This is a genomic window from Burkholderia sp. JKS000303, assembly GCF_002563755.1.
In the GTDB taxonomy this organism is placed as follows: Bacteria; Pseudomonadota; Gammaproteobacteria; order Burkholderiales; family Burkholderiaceae; genus Burkholderia; species Burkholderia anthina_B.
The window spans coordinates 399600-423375 of the sequence record NZ_PDBZ01000003.1 but is presented as its reverse complement, the minus strand read 5'-3'; the positions used below and the strand labels follow the sequence as shown (position 1 = coordinate 423375).

Annotated in this window: 23 protein-coding genes; 16 read left to right on the top strand and 7 right to left on the bottom strand. The window is 66.2% G+C overall.

The annotated features are described in order from the left end of the window. Positions 1–118: 118 nt before the first annotated feature. Entirely contained in the window at positions 119–352 is a 234-nt protein-coding gene (locus BX604_RS29830) for a hypothetical protein (protein ID WP_098554427.1), read from the bottom strand. Between the two features lie 277 nt (positions 353–629). Here BX604_RS29830 and BX604_RS29825 point away from each other — a divergent pair, with 277 nt between their 5' ends. The 3 genes from BX604_RS29825 (at position 630) to fnr (ending at position 3030) form a co-directional block, all read left to right on the top strand. Then, on the top strand, positions 630–1040 hold the full coding sequence (locus tag BX604_RS29825; protein ID WP_098554426.1) for a DUF3005 domain-containing protein: 411 nt from the start codon (positions 630–632) through the stop codon (positions 1038–1040). Between the two features lie 614 nt (positions 1041–1654). Continuing rightward, on the top strand, positions 1655–2122 hold the full coding sequence (locus tag BX604_RS29820) for a universal stress protein (protein ID WP_098555088.1): 468 nt from the start codon (positions 1655–1657) through the stop codon (positions 2120–2122). Between the two features lie 161 nt (positions 2123–2283). After that, complete coding sequence (gene fnr, locus BX604_RS29815; protein WP_098554425.1) at positions 2284–3030, top strand: fumarate/nitrate reduction transcriptional regulator Fnr; 747 nt, start codon at positions 2284–2286, stop codon at positions 3028–3030. A 48-nt stretch (positions 3031–3078) separates the two neighbouring features. Here the strand turns inward: fnr and BX604_RS29810 are convergent, their stop codons facing one another. After that, complete coding sequence (locus BX604_RS29810) at positions 3079–3972, bottom strand: LysR family transcriptional regulator ArgP (RefSeq protein WP_098554424.1); 894 nt, start codon at positions 3970–3972, stop codon at positions 3079–3081. Positions 3973–4077: 105 nt separating this feature from the next. Between BX604_RS29810 and BX604_RS29805 the strand changes: the two genes are divergently transcribed. The 5 genes from BX604_RS29805 to BX604_RS29785 all read left to right on the top strand — a co-directional run bounded on the left by BX604_RS29805 (position 4078) and on the right by BX604_RS29785 (position 10023). Further along, positions 4078–4698 carry a LysE/ArgO family amino acid transporter gene (locus BX604_RS29805; protein WP_098554423.1) on the top strand — a complete coding sequence of 207 codons (621 nt, stop codon included), beginning with the start codon at positions 4078–4080 and terminating at the stop codon, positions 4696–4698. 340 nt (positions 4699–5038) lie between these two features. Continuing rightward, positions 5039–5986: an aldo/keto reductase gene (locus BX604_RS29800; RefSeq protein ID WP_098554422.1), complete on the top strand. Its 948-nt coding sequence runs from the start codon at positions 5039–5041 to the stop codon at positions 5984–5986. A 220-nt stretch (positions 5987–6206) separates the two neighbouring features. After that, positions 6207–6995 (top strand): hypothetical protein, encoded by a 789-nt coding sequence (locus BX604_RS29795; protein WP_257146460.1) that lies wholly within the window; start codon positions 6207–6209, stop codon positions 6993–6995. Positions 6996–7196: 201 nt separating this feature from the next. Further along, the gene (locus BX604_RS29790) at positions 7197–8165 is read left to right on the top strand and encodes a helix-turn-helix domain-containing protein (RefSeq protein WP_098554420.1); all 969 of its coding nucleotides are present in this window, start codon (positions 7197–7199) and stop codon (positions 8163–8165) included. A 292-nt stretch (positions 8166–8457) separates the two neighbouring features. Then, positions 8458–10023, top strand: a complete 1566-nt coding sequence (locus BX604_RS29785) for a GMC family oxidoreductase (protein ID WP_098554419.1) — start codon at positions 8458–8460, stop codon at positions 10021–10023. 75 nt (positions 10024–10098) lie between these two features. Here the strand turns inward: BX604_RS29785 and BX604_RS29780 are convergent, their stop codons facing one another. Beyond that, a complete protein-coding gene (locus tag BX604_RS29780; protein ID WP_098554418.1) occupies positions 10099–11064 on the bottom strand; it encodes a helix-turn-helix domain-containing protein in 966 nt (321 codons plus the stop codon). Positions 11065–11241: 177 nt separating this feature from the next. Here BX604_RS29780 and BX604_RS29775 point away from each other — a divergent pair, with 177 nt between their 5' ends. The 5 genes from BX604_RS29775 to BX604_RS29755 all read left to right on the top strand — a co-directional run bounded on the left by BX604_RS29775 (position 11242) and on the right by BX604_RS29755 (position 16181). Then, positions 11242–11775 carry a 2,4'-dihydroxyacetophenone dioxygenase family protein gene (locus BX604_RS29775; RefSeq protein WP_098554417.1) on the top strand — a complete coding sequence of 178 codons (534 nt, stop codon included), beginning with the start codon at positions 11242–11244 and terminating at the stop codon, positions 11773–11775. 18 nt (positions 11776–11793) lie between these two features. Then, on the top strand, positions 11794–13086 hold the full coding sequence (locus BX604_RS29770; RefSeq protein WP_098554416.1) for an MFS transporter: 1293 nt from the start codon (positions 11794–11796) through the stop codon (positions 13084–13086). A gap of 1 nt (position 13087) precedes the next feature. Next, positions 13088–14209 carry a 2,3-butanediol dehydrogenase gene (locus BX604_RS29765; protein WP_098554415.1) on the top strand — a complete coding sequence of 374 codons (1122 nt, stop codon included), beginning with the start codon at positions 13088–13090 and terminating at the stop codon, positions 14207–14209. Beyond that, positions 14187–14909 carry an SDR family NAD(P)-dependent oxidoreductase gene (locus BX604_RS29760; protein WP_098554414.1) on the top strand — a complete coding sequence of 241 codons (723 nt, stop codon included), beginning with the start codon at positions 14187–14189 and terminating at the stop codon, positions 14907–14909. The genes BX604_RS29765 and BX604_RS29760 overlap by 23 nt, the downstream gene beginning before the upstream one ends. Positions 14910–15089: 180 nt before the next feature. Next, positions 15090–16181: a porin gene (locus tag BX604_RS29755; protein ID WP_098554413.1), complete on the top strand. Its 1092-nt coding sequence runs from the start codon at positions 15090–15092 to the stop codon at positions 16179–16181. A gap of 72 nt (positions 16182–16253) precedes the next feature. Here the strand turns inward: BX604_RS29755 and BX604_RS29750 are convergent, their stop codons facing one another. Beyond that, positions 16254–17741 (bottom strand): NAD-dependent phenylacetaldehyde dehydrogenase, encoded by a 1488-nt coding sequence (locus BX604_RS29750; RefSeq protein WP_098554412.1) that lies wholly within the window; start codon positions 17739–17741, stop codon positions 16254–16256. A gap of 508 nt (positions 17742–18249) precedes the next feature. Here BX604_RS29750 and BX604_RS29745 point away from each other — a divergent pair. Next, complete coding sequence (locus BX604_RS29745; protein WP_098554411.1) at positions 18250–19200, top strand: helix-turn-helix domain-containing protein; 951 nt, start codon at positions 18250–18252, stop codon at positions 19198–19200. A 48-nt stretch (positions 19201–19248) separates the two neighbouring features. Here the strand turns inward: BX604_RS29745 and BX604_RS29740 are convergent, their stop codons facing one another. Next, positions 19249–19446 carry a helix-turn-helix domain-containing protein gene (locus tag BX604_RS29740; RefSeq protein WP_257146459.1) on the bottom strand — a complete coding sequence of 66 codons (198 nt, stop codon included), beginning with the start codon at positions 19444–19446 and terminating at the stop codon, positions 19249–19251. A 150-nt stretch (positions 19447–19596) separates the two neighbouring features. On the opposite strand from BX604_RS29740, the gene istA reads away from it, so the two are divergent. Next, a complete protein-coding gene (gene istA / locus BX604_RS29735; protein ID WP_217443306.1) occupies positions 19597–21075 on the top strand; it encodes an IS21 family transposase in 1479 nt (492 codons plus the stop codon). Beyond that, complete coding sequence (istB, locus tag BX604_RS29730) at positions 21068–21865, top strand: IS21-like element helper ATPase IstB (RefSeq protein WP_060091270.1); 798 nt, start codon at positions 21068–21070, stop codon at positions 21863–21865. Before istA ends, istB begins: the two co-directional genes overlap by 8 nt. A gap of 49 nt (positions 21866–21914) precedes the next feature. On the opposite strand, the gene BX604_RS29725 is transcribed toward istB, so the two are convergent. Continuing rightward, complete coding sequence (locus BX604_RS29725) at positions 21915–22820, bottom strand: ABC transporter permease subunit (protein ID WP_098554410.1); 906 nt, start codon at positions 22818–22820, stop codon at positions 21915–21917. After that, on the bottom strand, positions 22820–23749 hold the full coding sequence (locus tag BX604_RS29720) for a branched-chain amino acid ABC transporter permease (protein WP_373562450.1): 930 nt from the start codon (positions 23747–23749) through the stop codon (positions 22820–22822). Before BX604_RS29720 ends, BX604_RS29725 begins: the two co-directional genes overlap by 1 nt. Positions 23750–23776: the final 27 nt, after the last annotated feature.

Sequence of the window (23776 nt, the reverse complement as noted above, 5' to 3'; positions counted from 1 at the left end):
CGCGCAGTCGCACGGCCGCTAATAAAGTGACGGGTTCCGCAAGATTACCGCGTTTTTCGTCCGGCAGCGGCCCGCTGCGGATCGGCCGGATGGCCAAGGCTGCCGGTGCGCAACGGCGTCAGATCGTGATGCTGCTCGCGTCGATCCAGCGCACGGCCCAGTCGCGCGCGTGCGCGATCGCGTCGCCTTCGTCGTTGAACTGGAGTTCGATCGGGAAAAAACGATTGGCAACGAGTTCCCCGTCGCTCGATCGGGAGATCACGACATAGGGCTTGAACGACCCGTCAGTGGCGCGCGCGGGCGCGCAATTCAACAGATAACCGCGGTGCGTGAAGGCAGTAGTCGCTTGCATGAATCCGCCACCTCTAGTCCCTTGCTTTGTTGTTCACTACCCGTCTTTAAGGGTGCTGCGGCCCCGGCGCGGGCAGAGACGGCGAGATCACTTCCCCTGTCGCCGCTTCGCAGGAAAAGAATCATACTCTGTAGAAAACGCGTGTTCTAGCTGAAATAAATCATGACAAATCAGTGCGCGTCGCGCGACCGCGGCGATCGCCCGCGCGCCTTTTTCCCGTCGTGCCCGGAACGGGACTTGCTTCGATCCGGAGCGCTTCGCCGCCAGGAGAACCGCGATGGAATCGTCAGCTCAAGCGCACACCGCGCATCCACGCAGCATCGAACTCGACAACGACGACACGCACGACAGCACCGTCGACACCGACGGCAAGCATCGCGAGGCGGCGCGTCTGGCAGGCGGCGGCGCGATCTCGCCCGACCAGATCACGCGCAGCAACGCGTCGCTCGTCAACGCCATGCCCGAAGCCGGCGACGGCTTCGCGGGGTTCGACAGCCGCCCCGGCGGCAATCACCCGGCGTTCGCGCTGCGGGCCGGCTACACGGTGATCGAGAAAGGTTTCGATGCACCGCCGCCCACAGGCGACGAACTGTTCGGCCCGGTTCACCGGATGTACGGCAGTGCGTACTGGCCCGGACACGGACGCCGCCCCGAACGCGTGATCGAGATCGCCGCGGTGCCGAAGTAGCGCGCGGCGTTTGAATCGATCGTTCGTTTGCCGGCGTGACGCGCGGGCCGATGGTCCGCGTGCGCCCGACTTGTGTTCGGTGCGCACGCGGGTACGCTTGCGTATCGGTATCGCTACCGGCGCCGGTTTGTGACGACGCGCGGGTGCGCCGCGAATGTCGATCGATGTGAATGCATCGATGTTGATCGAAATCAGGACGTTCGCGACGCGGTTGCGATTCAATGGGGGGTGCGCGCGCGAGGTTCGCCGATGCGGACGGTGTCGTGCAGCGGCGGACGGCACCGCTGACGCCGGTGCGGCCGCTGCCGGTGACGATGCGGTATCCGCACGGTGCATGTGCGCCGTCGTCGCGCCGCGGCTTGCCGCCACGCGCCGCCCGGACGGCCGACGCGACGCACGATCTGCCTCGCCCGTCACGCAGTGCAACATGCGATGCGCGCATGACGCGCGAGCGTCGTACACCGCCGCAACGACGCAAGCGTCGCGATCGCGACAACCGGCACGTCGCTGCAAAGTCCCTGCCGTTCGTTTACTCTGCCTCGCAGCAACGTACGGCCTGCTCGGCCGTTTGGCCGTTCGGCCGACTTCCGTTCAACCCGCCACTCGGAGACACTATGTACAAGCGCATTCTGGTTGCCATCGACGGCAGCGACACGTCCCGCCATGCATTCGATGCCGCACTCGCACTCGCGAAAGAGCACGGCGCGGAACTGCAGCCGTTCTACGTCGTCGAGAACGCCGCGATCTACTACAACGTGCCGGGCTACGATCCGTCCGTGCTGCGCGACCAGCTCGTCGCGCAGGGCAACGCACTCGCGGCGGATTTCACGAAGCTGATGCAGGCGGCGGGCGTGAAGGGCGAAGCGCTGATGAGCGAAGCGTCGTCGCTCAACGACGTATCGACACTGATCCTCGATGGCGCGAAGGCATTCGGCGCCGATCTGCTGGTGCTCGGCACGCACGGCCGCCGCGGGTTCCGCCGCCTCGTGCTCGGCAGCATCGCGGAGCAGTGCGTGCGCCATGCGACGCTGCCCGTGCTGCTGATCCCGGCTGCCTCGCAAACAGATGAGCAGGAGGGCTGAACATGCCGGCGCGCGCACCGTGCACCCGCAACGACCGGCATGCACGCATGCCGGTTCGACGCGCCGCGGCATGCGCGCGCGGTCGCGACGTTTTGTCACCCGACAGCGCCAACTTGCGGTGGGACAATGATTCTGTCGATTCAACGCCGGAGTAAACGATCATGCTGACGCCCGTCGCCACACGGCCCGCCGCCCCTTCCCATGCAGCCAGCTGGGCGCCCCGCCAGGCCCCTCACTGCTCGTCGTGCTCGATGCGTCATCTGTGCATGCCGCAGGGCCTCGCCCCCGAAGCGCTCAGCCGCCTCGAATCGGTCATCTGCGCCGCTCGCCCGGTCAAGCGCGGCGAAGCGCTGTTCCGCGAAGGCGACGCGTTCGACAACCTGTACGCCGTGCGCTCGGGTTCGCTGAAAACCGTCGCCACGCGCCATGACGGCCGCGAGCAGGTCACCGGCCTGCACCTCGCGGGCGAAGCGCTCGGCCTCGACGGCATCTGCGACGACTCCCACCCGCGCACCGCGGTCGCGCTGGAAGACAGCTCGGTCTGCGTGATTCCGTACAGCGCGCTCAAGTCGCTGTGCTCGGAAGCCGGCACGATGCAGCTGCGCATGCACAAGCTGATGAGCGAGCAGATCGTGCGTGAAACGTCGCAGACGATGCTGCTCGGTTCGCTGAATGCCGAAGAGCGCGTCGCCGCGTTCCTGCTCGACGTGTCGCAGCGCTACCTGAAGCGCGGTTACTCGCCGTCGGAATTCAACCTGCGGATGACGCGTGAAGACATCGGCAGCTACCTCGGCATGACGCTCGAAACGGTCAGCCGCACGCTGTCGAAGTTCCAGAAGCGCGGCCTGATCGAAATGCAGGGCCGCCTCGTACAGATCGTCGACTTCGACGGCCTGCATCACGTCTGACCCGGCGCGGCGCGTGCAAGACGCGCCGCCCGCCTTCCCTGCCCCCGATCAGTCGAGAAACAGTGCGGCGCGCGCCTTCAGCGCCGCGCTGAAATCGTCGAGCCAGCCGATCGACAGGCGCCAGCTCTGCCAGTACAGCTCGATGTCGACCGTCCGTCCGCGCGACATGTCGACCAGTTCGCCCGCTGCCAGCTGGCGATCGACCATCCGGTCCGGGCACATTCCCCATCCCAGCCCCGTTTCGCATGCGCGCAGATAACCGGCGACGTGCGGTATCCAGTGTTGCGGCGGATCGAGATCCGCACGCGTCACGCGCCGGATGAAACGCGCCTGCAGCCCGTCCTTCGGATTGAACATCACGCACGGCGCGCGGCGCAGCGCGTCGCGCGTGATGCCCGCGCCGAAATAGCGTTCGTGAAACGCCGGCGTACACACCGCGCGATAGCGGATGTGCCCGAGCCGGGTCGACCGGCATCCCTGGATCGGCTCGGCCTGCGCGGTCACCGCGCCCTGCACGCTGCCGTCGCGAATCCGCGCAGCTGTGTAGTCCTGATCGTCGATCACGAGGTCGAGCAGCGTTTCGCGCTCCGTGCAGAACGGCCCGACCGCGTCGATGAACCACGTCGCGACGCTGTCGTCGTTCACGGCCACGCGCAGCGTCGGCCACGCGCTCGCGATCTGGCCCGGCAATGCGGGCATCCGGCCGCCCAGCTCGGCTTCGAGCAACTGCACGCGCTCCGTATGCCGGCACAGCAGCGCACCCGACGTCGTCGCGACACACGGCTGCCCGCGCTTGACCAGCACGCTGCCGACGCGCTCCTCCAGCAGTTTCACGCGCTGCGATACCGCCGACGGCGTGACGTTCAGCTCCTTGGCCGCCCGTTCGAACGAGCCGTGCCGGATCACCGCCGCGAGGGCGTCGAGCAACGCGTAGTCCAGCATTAGATTTCCTTAATCGACATTAGGTGAATTAGCTTCTCTTATTCCAAGGCTGACCGCAGACTAGCGCTAACCGATTCACCCGTCTACTGCTGTCAATTCCCCATCATGAACTGGATCGCTTTTTCTCACGGCGTGGCCCTGTGCGCGTCGCTCATCGTCACCATCGGCGCACAGAACGCGTTCGTGCTTCGGCAAGGCATCATGCGCTCGCATGTCGGCAAGATCGTGCTGCTGTGCGCGCTGTCCGACATGATCCTGATCGGCGCGGGCGTCGGCGGCGCGTCGGTGCTCGTCGAGCGCTATCCGACCTTCGTCCACGCGGTGCTGTACGTCGGTCTCGCGTATCTCGCGTGGTTCGGCATCAACGCGCTGCGCCGCGCGTTCAAGCCGGGGCACGCAACGCTCGACGTCCGCGGCGACGCAGTCGCGCCGCCGCCGCAAAGCGCGGCCGCGATCGTGCTGATGACGCTCGCGTTCACGTGGCTCAACCCGCACGTGTATCTCGACACGTTCCTGCTGATCGGCACGGCCGGCGCACGCGAGCCGGAAGGCGCGCGCTTCGCATTCGCCGTCGGCGCGATGTCGGTCAGCGTCGTATGGTTCCTCGGTCTCGGATACGGTGCGCGACTGCTCGCACCGTGGTTCCGCAAGGCCGTGGCGTGGCGCGTGCTGGACGGCGCGATCGGCGGGATGGTGCTGTTCCTGGCGGCCGTGCAGTTGCGATAACACGTTCGCCGATCGAAGCGCGGGCAGCAGCGTGCCGCCCGCGCGCAGCAGCCCTCCCTCCGCTTCTTCCCCGTTCCTCCCGCCAGCATCCGCGGCAACATTTGGTTCCAGATCGAACGCAACCGACCGGATCACCACGCAACGGACGACACGTCCGCTATCCGTGCGATTCCTCCGCCGCCACGGCCGCGTGCCGACTGCACGATTCCGGGAGATCGGCGAGAATGTCCCGAGTCCCGCGACAACGGCGAAAACACGTCGCCCCCGCGCCGTCTCGTCGCCGTCATCTCGTCCCATCCCGTAGTTCGATCCCGTCACCTCGCAGATTTCGGAGAGAAGCATGGCACTACGCACCCTCGGCACGTCGGACATCCAGGTTTCACCACTCACCTTCGGCGGCAACGTGTTCGGCTGGACGGCCGACGAGCCCACGTCGTTTGCGCTACTCGACGCGCTCGCCGACACCGGCATCAACTTCATCGACACGGCCGACGTCTATTCGGCCTGGGCGCCCGGCCACAGCGGCGGCGAATCGGAAACGATCATCGGCAAGTGGCTCAAGCGCTCCGGCAAGCGCGAACAGGTCGTGATCGCGACCAAGGTCGGCATGCTCGCCGCGCGCGCGGGGCTGACCAAGGACAACATCCTGAAGGCCGCCGACGATTCGCTGCGCCGCCTGCAGACCGACTACATCGACCTGTATTTCTCGCACCGCGATCTCGCCGACACGGCCCCGCTCGAAGAAACGCTCGCCGCGTACCAGACGCTGATCGACGCGGGCAAAGTCCGCATCATCGGCGCGTCGAACTACAGCGGCGCGCGCCTGCGCGAAGCCGCCGACATTAGCCAGCGCAACGGCCTGCCTGCATATCAGGTGATCCAGCCCGAATACAACCTGATCAACCGCGCCGAGTACGAACGCGATCTCGAACCGGTCGTGCGCGACCTGAAGCTCGGCGTCGTCAACTACTACGCGCTCGCGAGCGGCTTCCTGTCGGGCAAGTACCGCAGCGAAGCCGACCTGAAGAAGAGCGTGCGCGGCGATCGCGTCGCCAGCTATCTGAATGAACGCGGGCTGCGCATTCTCAAGGCGCTCGACGACGTGTCGGCCAAGCACGGCACGAAGCCGGCCGCGATCGCGCTCGCCTGGCAGATCGCACGGCCGACGATCACCGCGCCGATCGCCAGTGCGACGTCGCTCGATCAGCTCGCGCTGCTCGGCGAAGCGATCCGCGTGCAGCTCGACAACGACGATATCCGCAAGATCGACGAGGCCAGCGCGGCCTGACGTCGCCTGCAACAGCACAGGCCGGTCGGTGGAATCGCGTCGTGCAGCGGTTCCACCGACCGGCCTGCGTCATCTGCGTTCCGGTGTTGCCGCATTCGCGGACGCATGAAATTCGCGCGTGGCGGCTCGATACAATGGCGTGCGTCCCGACGGCTGAGCGGCTCGACCCGGTCGAACCGATATCCGTGAAACCGGACGAACACCACGCACGGAACCACCCATGCCCCGGAACACCCGCCGCCCCCGCTACGTCCACCCGTTCTCCGCAACCGTCGCCGCACTGCTCGCGTGCGCGCCGGTCGTGTCGCATGCCGGCTGGTACGAAGTCGTGAACTACACCGGCACGATCGGCAGTGCCCCCGTCCACGTGTCGCTGCAGACCTACGACGCGCTCGACCACAACGACGCAGGCCGCTGGCGCGTCGACGGCAGTTATTACTACGACGCGCATCGCAAGCCGATTCCGCTGCAGGGCCATCGCGAACCCAACGGCCGCATGACGCTGTGCGAAGCGTCGCCACCCGCATCGGCTGCCGAATCGCCGGTCGTGCCGCCCGCATCGCCGTCGCGGCCGAAGCCTTGCCCGATCACGATCACCGTCACGGGCAAAACGGCAACCGGCCTCTGGGACGATGGCCGCAAGACGCTTCCGGTCACGCTGAACGAAGTCGGACGCCTGAACGACAACGATCGCGATCACCTTCAGCTCGACGGCACCGTCGACGTCCCGATGTGGTCCCGTACGAAGACGCACATGCTGGTCGGCGTCTACACGCTGTCCGGCCAATGCGGCATCGCCATGCGATCGCTGCGCGCGGTGAACATCGCGACGGGTCGCACCGATCGCACGATCGCGCTCGGCTGCGATGCGGGGATGGTGATGACGTCGATCTACGCAAACGTCACCGATGCGCAGCGTGCCGGCCACGTGACCGTCGAGTTCCGCGACAGCAAAATGGGCTACGAGCAGGATGTTTCGCTCGGACTGCCGACCGGTTCGTCGAAGTAAGCCCGCGTCAACCCGACAACCTAGCGCGAATACGCTCACCTGTTTTGCCTGCAACGGCCACCATCGTTGACTCAGACGGACATCCGCCCGCAACCCGCCGCCCCTCGCGCCTCCTGCCCCGGCCCCGGGTCTTTTACCGATTGACCGCGCCCGTCGACGTACCCGAGACTGCGCCGCTCAGGCGGTCATTGGGAGAACGTCATGCCGGACATCAGCACGGGAAGCGTCACGATCTCGACGCGTACCGTACGCGGCGACGAACGCGTCGACTTCTGGGTCGACCACGTCGCCCGCTCGCTCGTGCGCATCGAGTGCAGCGGAAAATCGTCCGAAGGCATCGACGCGACGCTGCGCAAGCGCGACTTGGGCCTGCTCGGCGTGTGCGACATCGTCGCGAACCGGCACGCGGTCGTGCGCACGCCGCACAACATCCACGCGGACCAGCGCGACGCCGTATTCATCTGCCTGATGCACGAAGGACAAGGCTATACGTTCCAGGACGTCGAATGCATCCAGCATGCGCCCGGCGACATCGTGCTGTACGACACGTCGATGCCGTACGGCCACGGCTTCCCGGCCAACATGGCGATGACCGTGCTCGACGTGCCGCGCGATATCTTCGAGGCGCGCGTCGGCCCGTGGCGCTACCGCAGCGTCGTCAAGATCGACCGCGGCGACGGCGTCACGTCGTGGGCCGTGCAGCGGATGTACGCGCTGCTCGCCGAGCCTTACGGAGCGACGCCCGATGCGCGCGAACGGCGCGCCGCGACGATGCTCGACGTGATGCAGTCGATGCTGCGGCTGCGCGACGGCGACGCGTCGCCGTCCAAATCGACCGTCCATACGCTGTCCCGCGCGAAGACGTTCATCGACAGCCATCTCGCCGACGACGATCTCGACAGCCAGTCGGTCAGCCGCGCGCTCAACCTGTCGCCGCGCCAGCTCGCGCGCGTGTTCGAGATCGAAGGAATGCCGCTCACGCGCTACATCCTCGCGCGGCGTCTCGAACGCTGCCGCGCCGACCTGCGCGACCGGTCGCTGAAACACCTGACGGTCAGCGAGATCGCGTTCCGCTGGGGGTTCAACAACAGCGCGCACTTCAGCCGCAGCTATCGGGCGCGCTTCGGCGAAACGCCGAGCGACGCGCGCGCGCCGGCCGAAGCACGCTAGGGCCAGTTCACGCTGATAGCGGGATTGCGTGGGCCACGAATAACTTTTCCAGGACAGGAAAGCGCACCTTTCCAGTCGCATTGCGGCGTCGTTCGTCGTGGCATGCGCCTGGACGAAGTCCCGTTGGGGAACCAAGCCCGCTATCAGCGTGCCCCGCAAGCACCGCCGCCGTGTCCATGCGAGGCAAGCACGGCGGCCGTCCCGGTCAAATAGGTCCGCATCCCCGTCGATAAGCTGGCTTCTTGTGCGGCGGCACTCGTTCCGCCGCCCGACAGCAAGGAGAAGAAGCGGGATGGAGACGTACGACCATATCGTCGTCGGCGGCGGTTCGGCCGGCTGCACGGTGGCACATCGACTGGTGAAGGCGGGCAAACGCGTGCTGCTGCTCGAGGACGGCCCGAAGGACGACAGCCTGTTCATCCGGATTCCGGCGACGTTCATCCGCGTGCTCGGTACGCAGCGCACGGTGACGTTCGAAAGCGAGCCGCAAGCCGGCGCGGCGGGGCGCAAGACCTACGTGCCGCAGGGCCGCACGCTCGGCGGCGGCAGTTCGGTCAATGCGATGCTGTACGTGCGCGGCACGCGCGCCGACTATGACGAATGGGCCGCGCTCGGCTGCGCCGGCTGGGGCTGGGACGACGTGCTGCCGGTGTTCAAGCGCGCCGAATCGCACTTGCGGCTGTCCGAGCCGTTCCACGGCACCGACGGGCCGCTGAAGGTCGGCGACACACGCTTCCGGCATCCGCTGAGCCTCGCGTTCGTGAGGGCCGCGCAGGAAGCCGGCATCGCGTACAACGACGATTTCAACGGCGCCGCGCAGCACGGCGCCGGCTTCTATCACACGACGATTTTCAACGGACAGCGCGGCAGCACGTCGGCGACCTATCTCGCCGACGTGCTCGGCCACGCGAACCTGCGCGTGCTGACCGGCTGCCGCGTGACGCGCGTGCGCTTCGACGGCCGGCGCGCGACCGGCGTCGAGTGGCGCACGGAAAGCGGCGCGACCGGTTCGGCGGCCGCGCGTGCCGACGTCGTGCTGGCCGCCGGTGCGCTCAGTACACCGAAGCTGCTGATGCTGTCGGGCATCGGGCCAGGAGCGCATCTCCATGCGCACGGCATCGACGTGCTGCACGACAGCCCCGAGGTCGGCGCGAATTACCAGGACCATCTCGAAGTGTCGATCTACGGCTACAGCCACGCGCCGATCAGCCTGTTCGGCGAGGATCGCGGGTTGAAGGCGCTGCGCCACGGCGTGCAGTGGATGCTGAGCCGCACGGGCCTGCTGACGTCGAACGTCGTCGAATCGGGCGCGTTCGTCGATACGACGGGCGAAGGCCGCCCGGACATCCAGTTCCACGTGCTGCCGACGCTCGTCGGCGACGTCGATCGCGAACCGCTGCCCGGCCACGGCCTGTCGATCAACCCGTGCCTGCTGCGGCCGCGCTCGCGCGGCTCGGTGCAGTTGCGCGGCAACGATCCCGCCGCGCCGATCCGCTTCGACAGCGGCGCGCTCTCCGACCCCGCCGACGTCGACGGCCTCGTGCGCGGCGTCGCGCTCGCGCGGCAGATCCTGCGTGCGCCGTCGCTCGCGCGCGTCGTGCGCGAAGCCGAGACGCTGACCGACGACGCGCTGGCCGACTACGTGCGGCACCGCGCGAAAACCGTCTACCACCCGGCCGGCACGTGCCGGATGGGCAGCGATGAAAACGCGGTCGTGACGCCGCGTCTCGCCGTGCAGGGGATCGACGGATTGCGGATCTGCGATGCGTCGGTGATGCCGCGCATCGTGTCGGGCAACACGAACGCGCCGACGATCATGATCGCGGAGCGCTGCGCCGAATTCATGCTGGCGGATTGACGGCGCACGTTGCGCGGCAATGAAAATGAAAACGGCGCGTAAGCCACGCGCCGTTTCAACGTCGATTCCGCAGCCTCAACAGGCACTGCGCAGCGCCATCGGCGACGCGCCGTAGCGTTCGCGAATCGCGCGGCTGAAGTGTGCCTGGCTCGAAAAGCCCCAGCGAAACGCGATCTCGCCGATGCTCGTCTTGCGCAGCCGCGCATCGGTCAGCTCGCGATGCGCATGCGACAGCCGCTCGGACCAGATGTGCTGCGTGATCGACTTGCCTTCGGCGGCAAACAGCCGGCTCAGGTGCCGCAACGACAGCCCGACCGCATCGGCGACCGCCTGCGGCCCAAGCTCCGGGTCGCCGAGATGGGTCGCGATGTACTGCTTCGCGGTCAGCAGATACGACAGCGACGCGCGCGACGCGCCCGCACCGTTCACTTCCACGTCGATGAGTTCGGCGACCAGCGTGCGCGTGCGCTCGGCGAAGCGCGCGGCATCACCCTCGACCGGATCCTTCATGAAGCGCTCGACGCTCGCGCGCAGCGTCGCGCCGAGCATCGCGCCCGCCCCTGGCTTCGGCGCGATCCGCAGCGGCAGCGCCGCCAGCTCCGCATCGAAGCGGTCGTCGAACGTCGTGACCGGCATGTCGATCAGCAGCTGCCGCATCGGCGTGAGGAATCCGAACAGATACGGCACACGGGTGTCGTACACGACCACGTCGCCGGCTTCCGCGAGCAGGCACCGGTCGCGCTGGATGAAATACGCACGCCCGCTCAGGATCTGGCACGCAAACAGCGACTCCTTCGGCAACTGGCGCACCAGCGCGGGGCTGCGCTCGATCACGTGATCGCGGCCGCTGATGTCCGCGACGCCGAGCCCCGGCAGCTCGAGATTGGTTTTCTCGACCTCGAGCCCGGCCGGCGACAGCGACGAACAGCGCAACCCGACCAGCGTCGCGGCGTTGAACGCATCCCAGTACGCCATCCGGTCGCGCACCGGCACGTCGGCCGTCGAGCCTCGCGTGCGTGAAAAAACGGTCGAATTCGTCACGTCGCCTCCTGCGGGCGCCTGTCGTGCGGAGCGGCACGGATTGGGGAAGGGTGCGTCTTGTCGTTGGTGCGGTGCGATGTCCGGCCCGGTCAAGCAATTCGTCCAGCCCAGTCAAGAGCGCCGCGCACCGGCTGGCTAAAGTCGTCCCCACGACACCAACCTGCAAGGAGACAAACCGTGGTCGACAAAGCCGTATCCGAATTCTGGCAAAACATCGCGCCGATTGCCAATCCGTTCAAGCCCGATGCGCTGCCCGAAGCTTACATCCCGAACGCGGCCACCGAGGACGAGCGCTATTACGTTCCGTTCACCGAAACGGTTTCATCGCGGCCGCTGTGGATCTCGCCGTCGCAGAACAAATGGTGCGACATCCTGATGGCGAAGGAAGCCGGGCTCGTGAACCGGCACTATCACCCGCACGAGGTGTTCGCGTACACGCTGTCCGGCAAGTGGGGCTATCTGGAGCACGAATGGACCGCGACGCGCGGCGATTTCGTGTACGAGACGCCGGGCGAAGGCCATACGCTCGTCGCGTTCGATCATCCGGAACCGATGCGCGCGTTCTTCATCGTCAAGGGTCCGTTGATCTGGCTCGACGAAGATGGCAATCCCGACGGCTACTTCGACGTGCATTCGTACATCGCGATGTGCAAGGCGCACTACGAGAAGGTCGGCCTCGGCGCAGACGCGATCGAGAAGCTGTTCCGCTGACGCGCGACGAGGCCGCCCATGACATCCCACCCCTCCCCCCAACGCGCATGGACGTACGAGAACAGGCTGCTGCTGATCCTGTTCATGACGTTCGGCTTCGTGTTCTTCGACCGCCTCGCGCTGTCGTTCCTGTTTCCGTTCATGTCGGCCGAGCTGCACCTGTCGAATACGCAGCTCGGCATGGTGTCGTCCGCGCTCGCGCTGACGTGGGCGCTGTCGGGCGCCGCCACCGGCGCCTGGTCCGACGCGCGCGGCACCCGCAAGCCGCTGCTGATCGCGGCCGTGCTCGGCTTTTCCGTCTGCTCGGCGCTGTCGGGCCTCGTCGGCGGCTTCGCGAGCCTGATCGCGTTCCGCGCGCTGATGGGCATCGCCGAAGGCCCGGTGCTGCCGCTGTCGCAATCGCTGATGGTCGAGAGTTCGACGCCGAGCCGCCGCGGGCTGAACATGGGCTTGCTGCAAGGCTCGGCCGCGGGCCTGCTCGGCGCGATGATCGGGCCGCCGGTCGTGATCGGCATCGCGACCACGTACGGCTGGCGCGAAGCGTTCTACGTGTCGTGCATTCCCGGCTTCCTGATCGCGTTCTGCATCTGGCGCTGGGTTCGCGAAGTGCCGCCCGGCGGCGTACGGCATGCCCAGGCCGACAGCGCGGCCCTGCCCGGCGCGCAGGTCAGCCGCTGGGCACTGCTGAAGGAACGCAACATCCTGCTGTGCATGCTGATCAGCTGCTTCTTCCTCACGTGGTTCGTCGTGATCATCTCGTTCGCGCCGGTCTTCCTCGTCGAGAGCCGCCACCTGTCGCCGGCCGACATGGGCGTCGTGATGACCTGCCTCGGTGCCGCATGGGTGTTCTGGGGTTTCGCGGTGCCGGCGATTTCCGACCGGATCGGCCGCAAGCCGACGATGATCGCGTTCGCGCTGATCGCCGCGACCTGCCCGATCGTGCTGATCCACGTCAACGCGCTGTGGGCGCTCGGCGTGCTCGTGTTCGTCACGTACACGGGCCTCGGCTGCTTCACGCTGTTCATGGCGACGATCCCGGCCGAAACCGTGCCGCCGCGCGCGATCGCCAGCGCGCTCGGCCTGATCATGGGCGCGGGCGAGCTGATCGGCGGCTTCGTCGCGCCGACCGTCGCCGGCTTCGCCGCCGACAAGTACGGCCTGCAGTTCGCGATGTGGACGTCGGCCGCCGGCGCGATCCTCGCGTGCGTGCTGTCGTTCGGTCTCGTCGAAACCGCGCCGGCCGTGCTGCGCAAGCGCGCGCTGGCCGGTGCCGGCGCCCGCCTCGATACCCAGAACCTCGGAGGACGCTGACATGCGTGCACTTCAATGGCATGGCCCGCGCGACATCCGCCTGGTCAATCTCGACACGCCGCGCGCCGGGCCCGGCGAGGTACGCATCGCGGTCGCCTATTGCGGGATCTGCGGCAGCGACCTGCACGAATATGCGGACGGCCCGCACGCGATTCCGGTCGACACGCCGCATCCGCTGTCGGGCCGTACCGCACCGCTCACGCTCGGCCACGAGTTCAGCGGCACCGTCGTCGAGGTCGGCGCGGGCGTGACGACGCTGGTCCCGGGCGATCGCGTCGCGATCGAACCCGAGTATCGCTGCCACCAGTGCGCATACTGCCGCTCCGGGTCGTACAACCTGTGCGTGTCGATGGGCTTCGCCGGGCTGATGGGCGACGGCGGGATGGCCGACTTCGCGGTGGTGCCGGCCTATATGCTGCACCGGCTGCCCGACGACGTGAGCCTCGAACAGGCGGCTGTGATGGAACCGGCCGCCGTCGCGCTGCACGCGCTGCGGCGCGGCGAGCTGCGCCTCGGCGACACCTGCGCGGTGTTCGGGCTCGGGCCGATCGGCCTGCTGCTGGTCCTGCTCGCGAAGCTGCAGGGCGCGACGACGATCGTCGCGGTCGACGTGTCGCCGGAACGGCTCGCGGCCGCCACGCGCTTCGGTGCGACGCATGCGTTCGATGCGCGCGCGCTCGACGCGCCGGTGCTGCGCGACGCAATCCACGAAGCCGCGGGCGGGCTCGGCGTCGACGTGAGCTTCGAGGCGGCCGGCCTGCCGGCCACGTTCGAAGCGGCGATGCAGGGGCTGCGCAAGGGCGGCCGTCTCGTGATGGTCGGCCTGATGCCGCATGTGGGCTTCGACGCATTCCGCGCGGTCAACGACGAGCTGACCTTCACGGCCAGCGTCGGCTACCGGCACGTGTACGAAGACCTGCTTCGGCTGATCGGCTCGGGCGCGCTCGACCTCACGTCGATCGTCACGCGAACCGTATCGCTCGAAGACGCCGTCGCCGACGGCTTCGATGCGCTGCTCGCCGATCGCGCGCAGATCAAGATCCTCGTTGCGCCGTCGCACCGGCCGGCGCGGCCCCTTCACACCATCGGGAGTATCGAACATGAGCCGCCAGTGGTCGTTTGACGGCAAGACCATCATCGTGACGGGCGGCACGTCCGGCATCGGCGCGCGCACCGCGTTGCGGTTCGCGGAAGCGGGCGCATCGGTCGTCTCGCTCGGGCTCGATGCTGCCGGCCCGCATGCCCCGGTCCATCCGGGCGTTCGCTGCATCGAACTCGACGTGACCGACAGCGCCGCACTGACGCGCACGATCGGCACGCTGCCGCGCGTCGATGCGCTCGTCAACGGCGTCGGCATCAGCCGGCACGCGGACGAATACCGGATGGACCAGTTCGAGCTCGTGCTGAACGTGAACCTGACGTCGGTGATGCGGGCGTCCGATGCCGCGCTGCCGGCGTTGTCGGCAAACGGCGGCAGCATCGTCAACGTCGCGTCGATGTACACGTACTTCGGCAGCAAGGATCGCCCGGCGTACAGCGCGAGCAAGGGCGGCATCGCGCAGCTCACGCGCTCGCTCGCGCAGGCGTGGGCCGAACGCGGCATCCGCGTGAACGCGGTCGCGCCCGGCTGGATCGACACGCCGCTCAGCAGCGGGTTGATGGCCGACACGCAGGCATCGCAGCGGATTCTCGAGCGCACGCCGCTCGGGCGCTGGGGCTCGGCCGACGAGGTCGCGGACGTGATCCTGTTCCTGTGCTCGCCCGCCGCGTCGTTCGTCACCGGCGCGATCGTACCGGTGGACGGCGGGTATTCGACGGTCTAGCCGACGCAGTACCCGCGGGCATCGGCGAGCGATCGACATCGCCGACGCCCGCGGGATCGACCGATTCCGTTCCGGGCGCGATCGAATCGGTCGCTTCGCAACATCTTATCTTCATATAAATCAGTAGTCCCATCAAAAATATTCCGGCATGACCGGAAGCATGTGAGGAGCACATTGGAGATGACGAAAAAGACCTTGCTGGCCCTCGCGGCCTGCACGATTCCGGCCGTGTCGTTCGCGCAGAGCAGCGTGACGATGTTCGGGCTGCTCGACGCCGGCATCAGCTATGTCAGCAACGAAGGCGGCCACGGCAACGCGAAATTCGACGACAACATATTCTTCCCGAACCTGCTCGGCTTCGAAGGCAAGGAAGACCTCGGCGCCGGCACGCATGCGATCTTCCGGCTCGTCAATCAATTCTCGCTGGCGAACGGGTCGATGATCGGCGGCGGGCTGTTCGCGCGCACGGCCTACGTCGGGCTGCAGAACGACCGCTACGGCACGCTGACGCTCGGCAACCAGTACGAGTTCATGGTCGATTCGCTGGCCGCGAGCGGCAACGAGATCGCGCAGGATCTCGTCGGGCTGTACGGCTTTCGCAACGGGCCGTTCGACAAGCTCGCGCTGCCGAACAACCCGACCGGCGCCTTCGACTGGGATCGCGTCGCGGGCAGCAACCGCGTCGCGAATTCCGTGAAGTACACGAGCGCGTCGATCTCGGGACTGACCTTCGGTGCGCTGTACGGCTTCGGCAACGTCGCGGGGTCGATCGGCGCGAACAACACGGTCAGCGTCGGCGCGAGCTACGACAATGGCCCGTTCGGCGCGGGCGCTGCCTATACGAACCAGAAATACGGCGCGGCGGACGGGATGCCGGCCACGAGCGTGCGCAACTGGGGCGCGGGCGCGCACTACACGCTCGGCACGGTCACCGCGAAGGCGCTCTTCACGACCGTGCACAACGCGTGGAACGGCGCGGGCGCGTGGTCGGCGGAAGCCGGCGCCGCGTGGCATCCGTCGCCGGCCTGGGTGGTCGGCGCGAGCTACACGTACATGAAGGGCAACGACACGCTCGACAACGCGCACGCGCACCAGTTCCTGGCCGCCGTTCAGTACTGGCTGTCCAAGCGCACGATGGTGTATGTGGCCGGCGTGCATCAGCGCGCGAGCCACGGCAGCAATGCGCAGATCAATGGCGTGATGGATGCGGATGGCGCGGCGAGTGGCACGGCGCAGTCGATCGCGCGGATCGGGTTCAGTACGCGGTTCTGACGCGCCGCACCCTTTGACGAAAATGCCCGCCCGGGTCGTCCCGGGCGGGCATTTCCATTGGCGCTACGCCGCTCAGAAGCGAATGGTCACCGATTTCGGTTCGGTATAAGCGTCGATGAACGACGAACCGTATTCGCGTCCGATACCGGACCCCTTCGCGCCGCCGAACGGCACGGCCGGGTCGACCAGCGTATGCATGTTCACCCACACGGTGCCGGCTTCGATGCGCGGCACGTAGCGCAGCGCCTTCGACAGATCGTTCGTCCACAGGCTCGCGGTGAGCCCGAACGGCGTGTCGTTCATCATCGCGATCAGCGCTTCCTCGTCGTCGAACGGCACGAACGCGCCGACCGGCCCGAAGATCTCCTTGCGATACGATGCCGATTCCAGCGAGCGCGGCAGCACGATCGTCGGCTTCACGTAGAAGCCGTCACGCGCATACGCGCCTCCGCCGGTGACGATCGTGTCGCCCTCCGTGCGCGCGAGCTCGAACGCGTCGAGACACTTGCGGAACTGCGGCTCGTTGCAGACGGGGCCGATCATCCCCGCGTCGTCCATCGGGTCGGCCGGCTGGAAGCTGTCGAGACGTGCCTTCATCTTCTCGACCACCTCGTCGAACGTCGAGCGATGCACGAAGAAGCGTTCCGCCGACGCGCACACCTGCCCGCTGTGCAGGAAACCGGCCTCGACGATGCCATCGAGAATCTTGTCGACCGGCGTATCCGGCAGGAACGCCGCGGCATTCTTGCCGCCCAGCTCGAGCGTGAAGCGCGTGAAGTTCGCGTTGACGGCTTCCTCGCCGATGATGCGGCCGGTCGGCACCGACCCCGTGAACGACACCTTCGCCACGCGCGGATCGCGGATCACCTTCGCGCCGACCTGGCCGGTGCCGTTGATCACGTTGAGCGTGCCGGGCGGCAGGCCGGCTTCGGTCGCCAGCTCGGCGATGCGCAGCATCGTGAGCGGCGTAAACTCCGACGACTTGATCAGCACCGTGTTGCCGGTGGCGAGCGCCGCGCCGAACTTCCACACCGGGATCATCACCGGGAAATTCCACGGAATGATGCCGAACACGACACCGAGCGGCTGGCGCAGCGTGAACGACGTGTAGCGCTCGCCGTTCATGCTCGGAAACGACGGCGCGAGCGTTTCGCCCGCGATCTTCGTGGCCCAGCCCGCGTAATAGCGCAGCCAGCGCGCGGACCAGCCGACCTCGATCACGCGCGACAGTCCGATCAGCTTGCCCGACTGCGCGGTTTCGATCTGCGCGATCTCTTCACCGTGCGCGTCGATCAGGTCGGCGAAGCGCAACAGGATGCGCTCGCGATCGGCCGGCGTCAGGCTGGCCCATTCGCCGCGAAACGCGCGATGCGACGACGCGATCGCGGCTTCGACGTCGTCGTCGGTCGCCTGCGCGACCGAGCCGATCACCGCCCGCGTCGACGGATCGCGCACGTCGATCCGTTCGCCGCGGCCGGCCACCGCGCGGCCGTCGATGTAGTGACCGTGTTCGCGCGCGAGAAACGTTTTGACTTCGTCCTGCATCCGAACCAGTGCCATCTGTGTTCCTCCGGAAATTCCGTTGAATGTGAAGGTGGGTGTGAAAGGCCCGATCAGGCCGCGCGGGCGATCAGGTCCGACGCCTTTTCGGCGCCAATGACGATGTAGTCGAAAGTTCTATCGGACATCCTGATATGCGCCCGCGGTCGGCCGCGCCACGGTCGCCGGCGTGCGCTGCCGCCGCATGCGTCCGTCGCCGGCCTTCGGCAGGGTCTCCTTGAAGAGGGGGTGGTTTTTCGTGGCGCGAGCCAGCCGGTGCGATTCGACAGGACCGCGTGCCGACCGCTGTTCGATTCTAGGGACGCGCCGCGCGCGCCGATCGGCGTTGCGTGCACACTTTTGGCCTCAGCGTGCAGATCGAGGCCGTATGGCGGCAGCACGGCAAAACGTGGAGAAACCACGATTGACGCCGTGGGGCCGGGCTCCCGACAATGGCGGCGTCTGAACCCGCGTCGCGGCCGTTTGCATTACCCTTGACGCGCTCCCCGGCCCACTTCCTCTTCCGGCAATGGCACACGAACTCGTCGTCGACGCCAGCAACAGCAACACGAACCTGCGCGCCCTGATCGCGGACAGCTTCCTGCCGCTGATCTTTCACGACACCGGCCCGCAGTTCCGGATGTCGGTGCGGGTGGCGACCGTGGGCGGCCTGCGAATGGCCGACGTCGACACCAGCGCGATCCGCGTCGATCGCGACCGCTCGCTCGCATCGCGCGCCGACAGCGACTGCTACAAGATCCTGTTCCAGATCGCCGGACAAAGCCGCGTCACGCAGCGCAACGCGACGTCGACCGTCAATCCCGGCGAGTGGGTGATCTACGATGCGACGCAGCCGTACATGATCGAATCGGCGAACGCGTCGCGCTTCGTCGCCGCACTGACGCCGCCGAGAAGCAGCACGATGTGGCGCTGGTTCGTGGAGCGGGCGGGCGTGCAGGTGCGTCGAACCGTCGGCAATGCGCAATTGGCGCTTCAATCCATCCATTACCTGATGGACGGGCAGGTGCCGAACGATCCGGAAAGCCTGTTCGGCTTCGAGCAGTCGACGCTGATGCTGCTCGATTCGGTGATCCGCCGCGAGGCGAGCGATTCGCTGACCGGCGCCAATGCGCGCAGCGCGACGCTGCGGATGAATGCGGAACGCTATCTGTCGCACCACTACAGCGATCCCGATTTGTCGCCAGACAAGCTGGCGAGCGCGCTGAACGTGTCGCGACGCACGTTGTACAGCGCGCTGGCCGCGACCGAGCGGACGCCACGGAGTTTGATTCAGGAATACCGGTTGCAGGCGAGCCGGCGCGCGCTGGAAGATCCGGCCGATACCCACCGCACGCTGCTGGAACTCGCGATCGCGTGCGGGTTTTCGGACATCACGCATTTCGGGCGAGCGTTCAAGGCGCGGTTCGGGTGTAGTCCAAGGGCTTATCGTGTCGCATACCGAACGATGCCGGGGGAGTGACGCGCGCCATTGCGCGGTACCGCCGAAACGCGACGCACCGGTCGACGATTAGCGCATCGACGCCGCGCCGCCTACGCCCTGCATCGCCGCATCGCGGCATTGCGACGGCGTGACACCGAAGCGCCGGCGAAACAGCCGCGCGAAATACGCGGGATCGGAAAAGCCGGACTGCAACGCGAGGCGCGTAATGCTCGCACCGTCGGCCCCGGTCTGCGACAGCACCTCGTAGCACTTTTCGAGGCGCAACCGCTGGATTGTTGATGTCCGCACAGAACTGACCCACTAGAGCTGAAAATTTTCATCGAATTTTGACCCACGTGATTGAATGCCCTGCTCAATCTTTGAGCAGGGGATACAAAGGTGATCACGGTGGGCATATTGGCCAAGATCAGGCGGATGTATTTCCGCGAGAAGGTCCCACTGCGCGAGATTGCGCGGCGTACGGGCCTGTCCCGAAACACGGTGCGCCGCTGGCTGCGGCAGACTGATGCTGTCGAGCCGAAGTATCCGAAGCGCGTCAGCCCGAGCGTCATCGACGACTGGGCCGCACAGCTGACAGGTTGGCTGCGTGCCGACAGTCATCGCCCGAAGCGTGACCGGCGCACCGCCCGGTTCATGTTCGAGGCGATCCGCGCCGAGGGTTACGCCGGCAGCTACGGCCGCGTAAGCGCGTTCGTGAGGCGTTGGCACGAGGAGCAGGCTGAGGCGCCTCGCAGGAAGGCCTTCGTGCCGCTCGCCTTCGAACCCGGCGAAGCCTTCCAGTTTGACTGGAGCTGCGAATACGCGTTTGTTGGCGGGCTACGGCGACGCCTGGAGGTCGCCCACGTCAAACTTAACTCCAGCCGCGCGTTCTGGCTCGTCGCCTATCCCACACAGAGTCACGAGATGCTGTTCGATGCGCACGCCCGCGCATTCGCCGCGTTCGGCGGCGTGCCGCGGCGCGGCATCTACGACAACATGAAGACCGCCGTGGACAAGGTTGGCCGCGGCAAGGAGCGTGCGGTCAACGCGCGCTTCGAAGCGATGTGCAGTCACTACCTGTTCGAGCCGGAGTTCTGCAACCGGGCTGCAGGCTGGGAGAAAGGCATCGTCGAGAAGAACGTTCAGGACCGGCGACGTCAGATCTGGCACGAAGCAGCGCTACGGCGCTGGGAAACGCTGGAGATCCTGAACGAATGGGTCGCTGGTCAGTGTCGTGAGGCGTGGCACATGCGGCACCCGCAGTGGCCTGAGCTGACAGTCGAGGATGTGCTGCAGGACGAGCGTACCCGGCTGATGCCCAATCCACGGCCGTTCGACGGCTACATCGAGCAGACCCTGCGAGTCTCGTCGACCAGCCTGATTCACTTCCAACGCAACCGCTACAGCGTGCCCACCGAGTACACGAACCAGTTGGTGAGCGTGCGCTGCTATCCGGCATATCTCAGCGTCGTCGCCAACGCCCAGGAGATCGCACGCCACGAACGCAGCTTCGAGCGGCACATGACCTTCTACGATTGGCGCCACTACGTCACGCTGGTCGAGCGCAAACCCGGCGCACTGCGCAACGGCGCACCGTTCATCACGATGCCGCAGCCGCTGCAACTGCTGCAGCGGCATCTGCTGAAACACCCGGGCGGCGATCGCGTCATGACGCAGGTGCTCGCTGCGGTGCGCGAACACGGGCTCGATGCGGTGCTGCTCGCCGTACAGGCTGCGCTGGATTCAGGACGCCCCAGCGCAGAGCACGTCCTGAACGTGCTGAGCCGGCTGAAGGCGCCCGTCACGAATGGCAGCCTCGCCACGACGAAACTCCAGCTCAAGGAAGAGCCCGCGGCCGACGTGAGCCGTTACGAGACGCTGCGCGCCAACCCACCGGAGGATCGTCATGTCTAACGATATCGCGGCCCAGCTCAAGGGTCTTAAACTGCACGGCATGGCGAGCACGTGGCCGGAGCTGCTCGCGCAGTCGCGCCACACTGACTTCGAGCCGGAGCGCTTCATGAAGCAGCTGTTGATGGCTGAAACCGCCGAACGGCAGGTGCGCTCGATCGCCTATCAAATGACCGCTGCGCGCTTCCCGGCCCACCGCGACCTGAAGGGCTTCGACTTCGCGCAGGCACACGTCGACGAAGCGCTGGTGCGCGAACTGAGCGAGCTGTCGTTCCTCGAAAGCGCGCACAACGTCGTGTTCATCGGTGGTCCGGGCACTGGCAAGACGCACCTCGCCTCAGCGATCGGAATCGAAGCCGTACAGCGCCACGGCAAGCGTGTGCGCTACTTCTCGACCGTCGAGCTGACCAACGCCCTGGAGCAGGAGAAGTCCATCGGCAAACAAGGCCAGATCGCCCACAAGCTGATGTACGTCGATCTGGTGATTCTCGATGAGCTGGGCTATCTGCCGTTCAGCCAGACCGGCGGTGCATTGCTGTTCCATCTGCTCTCAAAGCTTTACGAGCACACGAGCGTCGCGATCACGACCAATCTCAGCTTCGGCGAGTGGGCGAGCGTGTTCGGGGATGCAAAGATGACGACAGCGCTGCTGGACCGCGTCACCCATCACTGCCACATCGTCGAAACGGGCAATGAATCGTGGCGCTTCAGGACCAGTTCTGCCAAGGCAAAGACAACAAGAAAAAGAGCAGCAAAACCAGCGGGTAACGAAGAGTTATCCACACCGGAATAGATGTACTACGCTGTCTCAGGGTGGGTCAGATTTAGATGAAATCGGTGGGTTAAGACTCGGTGGAAATCAACACCCGGCCGATAGGCAGCCGGCGCAGACGGGAAACAAACAGGTTCGTCAGCAGCGCCATGCCGAGGATCAGGTAGTAGAGAAACACGATCCGCTGCTGCGGCGAGTATTCGATGCCGAACAGACTGGAGAAGGTCGGACCGTCCGCCGACGCCTGCATCGGCAGCCCGAAAAACGTCGGCTTCGGAATCGAGGAGACACCGTTCGGCCCGCCTGTCAGGTCGCCCCAGTTGATCAGTATGAGCCGGATGATCTCGCCGAAACCGAGCGTGACGATCGCGAGATAATCGCCTCGCAACCGCAGCGTCGGATAGCCGAGGATCATCCCGAAAGCGGCGGCGAGACCGCCCGCGATCGGCAAGACTTCCCAGAATCCGAGACCGAAATGAGTCGATAGCAATCCGTACGAATAAGCCCCGACCGCATAGAACGCGACGTATCCCAGATCGAGCAGGCCCGCGAGGCCGACCACCACGTTCAGCCCCCAGCCGAGCATCACGTAGATCAGCACCGTCGTCGCCGTGTCGACCACGTAGCGATTGCCGGAGAACATCGCCGGCAGCACGATCGCGAAGGCGACGGCGCACGTCCCGATCCACGTCAGTCTCGAAGAAGACGCCGTGGCCTGTTTGCCCTTCTGAATGCGACTCTTCCGGATAGTCGCGACATATTCCAGCAGACACTGCAGCGCCATGCGCCCGACAAACGCGGCGATCACGAACGCACCGAGCAACGGCCAGCGGGTCTGCACCTGAAGGCCACCCGAGCCGTCGTGCGTCGTCAGCCCGAGCATCGGCAGCCCGACAACCGCGGCAACGATCGCCGCGCCCAGCGCGTCGCGAATGCGAAACGGAAGATTGACTTGCTTGGACATCGTCGTACTCATCAGACTTTCTCCACCTCTGGGCGGCCGAGCAGCCCGGACGGCCGGAACATCAGGAACACGATCAGAATCACGAACGTTGCCACGTCCTTGTATTCCGGCGACAGGTAAGCGGACCAGAACGCCTCGATCAGGCCGATAATGACGCCGCCCAGCATCGCGCCGGGAATCGAGCCAATGCCGCCGAGCACCGCCGCCGTGAACGCCTTGATGCCGGCAATGAAGCCGATCGAGAAGTCGACAACGCCGTAATAAAGCGTGACCATCACGCCGGCGATTGCGGCAAGTCCGGCGCCGATCATGAAGGTTACCGAAATAATGCGGTCCGCGTCGTAGCCCAGGAATCGCGTCATGCGTTGATCCTGTTCGCACGCGCGCTGCTGTCTGCCGAACGAGGTTTTGTGGATGAACAACGTGAATGCGCCCATCAGCGCAATCGTCACGATGACGATCAGGATCTGGATGTTCGACAGATAGACATCGTGACCCGCACTGCCCATCGGGATATTGATGCCGCCCGTCACGACAGGTTGAACCGACTTGACGCGTGCGCCCTGCGTGAGTTGCACCATGTTCTGCAGGAAGATCGACAGGCCGATCGACGAAATCAGCGGCGCCAGACGATTCGAGCCGCGCAGCGGGCGGTAGCCCACCCGTTCGACCGTCCAGCCGAACGCGGACGTCAGTACGATCGTGACCATCAGCGTCACGCCGATCGCGAGCACCACGGAAGAAACGCCGCCTGAACCGAGCAGCGTCAGGCACGTCACGGCAATGAACGCGCTCACCATGTAGATGTCTCCGTGAGCGAAGTTGATCATGCCGATGATGCCGTAGACCATCGTATAGCCGATTGCGATCAGACCGTATATCGCCCCCAGGGTCAAACCGTTGATCAGCTGCTGTAGCGCCTGACTCATAGCTTCTCCGATACATCTCGTTGCAGCACGGCGGCCCGC

Excerpts from the sequence above, each read along its gene's own strand:
- BX604_RS29830 (WP_098554427.1), bottom strand. The coding sequence starts at position 352 with ATGCAAGCGACTACTGCCTTCACGCACCGCGGTTATCTGTTGAATTGC.
- BX604_RS29825 (WP_098554426.1), top strand. The coding sequence starts at position 630 with ATGGAATCGTCAGCTCAAGCGCACACCGCGCATCCACGCAGCATCGAA.
- BX604_RS29820 (WP_098555088.1), top strand. The coding sequence starts at position 1,655 with ATGTACAAGCGCATTCTGGTTGCCATCGACGGCAGCGACACGTCCCGC.
- fnr (WP_098554425.1), top strand. The coding sequence starts at position 2,284 with ATGCTGACGCCCGTCGCCACACGGCCCGCCGCCCCTTCCCATGCAGCC.
- BX604_RS29810 (WP_098554424.1), bottom strand. The coding sequence starts at position 3,972 with ATGCTGGACTACGCGTTGCTCGACGCCCTCGCGGCGGTGATCCGGCAC.
- BX604_RS29805 (WP_098554423.1), top strand. The coding sequence starts at position 4,078 with ATGAACTGGATCGCTTTTTCTCACGGCGTGGCCCTGTGCGCGTCGCTC.
- BX604_RS29800 (WP_098554422.1), top strand. The coding sequence starts at position 5,039 with ATGGCACTACGCACCCTCGGCACGTCGGACATCCAGGTTTCACCACTC.
- BX604_RS29795 (WP_257146460.1), top strand. The coding sequence starts at position 6,207 with ATGCCCCGGAACACCCGCCGCCCCCGCTACGTCCACCCGTTCTCCGCA.
- BX604_RS29790 (WP_098554420.1), top strand. The coding sequence starts at position 7,197 with ATGCCGGACATCAGCACGGGAAGCGTCACGATCTCGACGCGTACCGTA.
- BX604_RS29785 (WP_098554419.1), top strand. The coding sequence starts at position 8,458 with ATGGAGACGTACGACCATATCGTCGTCGGCGGCGGTTCGGCCGGCTGC.
- BX604_RS29770 (WP_098554416.1), top strand. The coding sequence starts at position 11,794 with ATGACATCCCACCCCTCCCCCCAACGCGCATGGACGTACGAGAACAGG.
- BX604_RS29765 (WP_098554415.1), top strand. The coding sequence starts at position 13,088 with ATGCGTGCACTTCAATGGCATGGCCCGCGCGACATCCGCCTGGTCAAT.
- BX604_RS29760 (WP_098554414.1), top strand. The coding sequence starts at position 14,187 with ATGAGCCGCCAGTGGTCGTTTGACGGCAAGACCATCATCGTGACGGGC.
- BX604_RS29755 (WP_098554413.1), top strand. The coding sequence starts at position 15,090 with ATGACGAAAAAGACCTTGCTGGCCCTCGCGGCCTGCACGATTCCGGCC.
- BX604_RS29750 (WP_098554412.1), bottom strand. The coding sequence starts at position 17,741 with ATGGCACTGGTTCGGATGCAGGACGAAGTCAAAACGTTTCTCGCGCGC.
- BX604_RS29745 (WP_098554411.1), top strand. The coding sequence starts at position 18,250 with ATGGCACACGAACTCGTCGTCGACGCCAGCAACAGCAACACGAACCTG.
- istA (WP_217443306.1), top strand. The coding sequence starts at position 19,597 with ATGTATTTCCGCGAGAAGGTCCCACTGCGCGAGATTGCGCGGCGTACG.
- istB (WP_060091270.1), top strand. The coding sequence starts at position 21,068 with ATGTCTAACGATATCGCGGCCCAGCTCAAGGGTCTTAAACTGCACGGC.
- BX604_RS29725 (WP_098554410.1), bottom strand. The coding sequence starts at position 22,820 with ATGAGTACGACGATGTCCAAGCAAGTCAATCTTCCGTTTCGCATTCGC.